Origin of the sequence: Stenotrophomonas sp. A3_2 (assembly GCF_036624925.1) — a bacterium.
GTDB classification, from domain to species: Bacteria; Pseudomonadota; Gammaproteobacteria; order Xanthomonadales; family Xanthomonadaceae; genus Stenotrophomonas; species Stenotrophomonas hibiscicola.
Map to the genome: position 1 here is coordinate 1 of NZ_JAZKVY010000120.1, position 335 is coordinate 335.

At 69.6% G+C, this 335-nt stretch carries 1 protein-coding gene; it reads left to right on the forward strand.

From position 1 onward, the window contains the following. Positions 1-111: 111 nt before the first annotated feature. Positions 112-335 (forward strand): hypothetical protein (locus tag R5H29_RS02490; RefSeq protein WP_332328685.1); only part of this gene is annotated, 224 nt, incomplete at its 3' end.

Genomic DNA, 335 nt, shown 5'->3' on the forward strand with positions numbered 1-335 from the left:
GCGACGACCGGGTGATGCAGAAGGTGGTCGAGGCGCCCGCCACGAGTTGCCCGACCGGTGGGTGTCCGGGCCGACGGTGAAGATGAAGAAACCATTACCAGAGGCTTTGACATGCTCAAACGAATCGTGTGTGCGCTGGCGGCCGTGGCGGTGCTGGCACTGCCGGCCGTAGCCCAGTCGATCCACTCGGGCGACCCGTCCGACGGCGGCGCGCGGGCGACTGCCGACCTCGACCCGAAGCAGCACATGCGCAACGTCGGCGGCTCGGACGGCGCCGGCCTGTGCGTGTTCACCAGTTGCGAGGTGGCGTCCCGCTGGCAGAGCGGCGCCCTGGA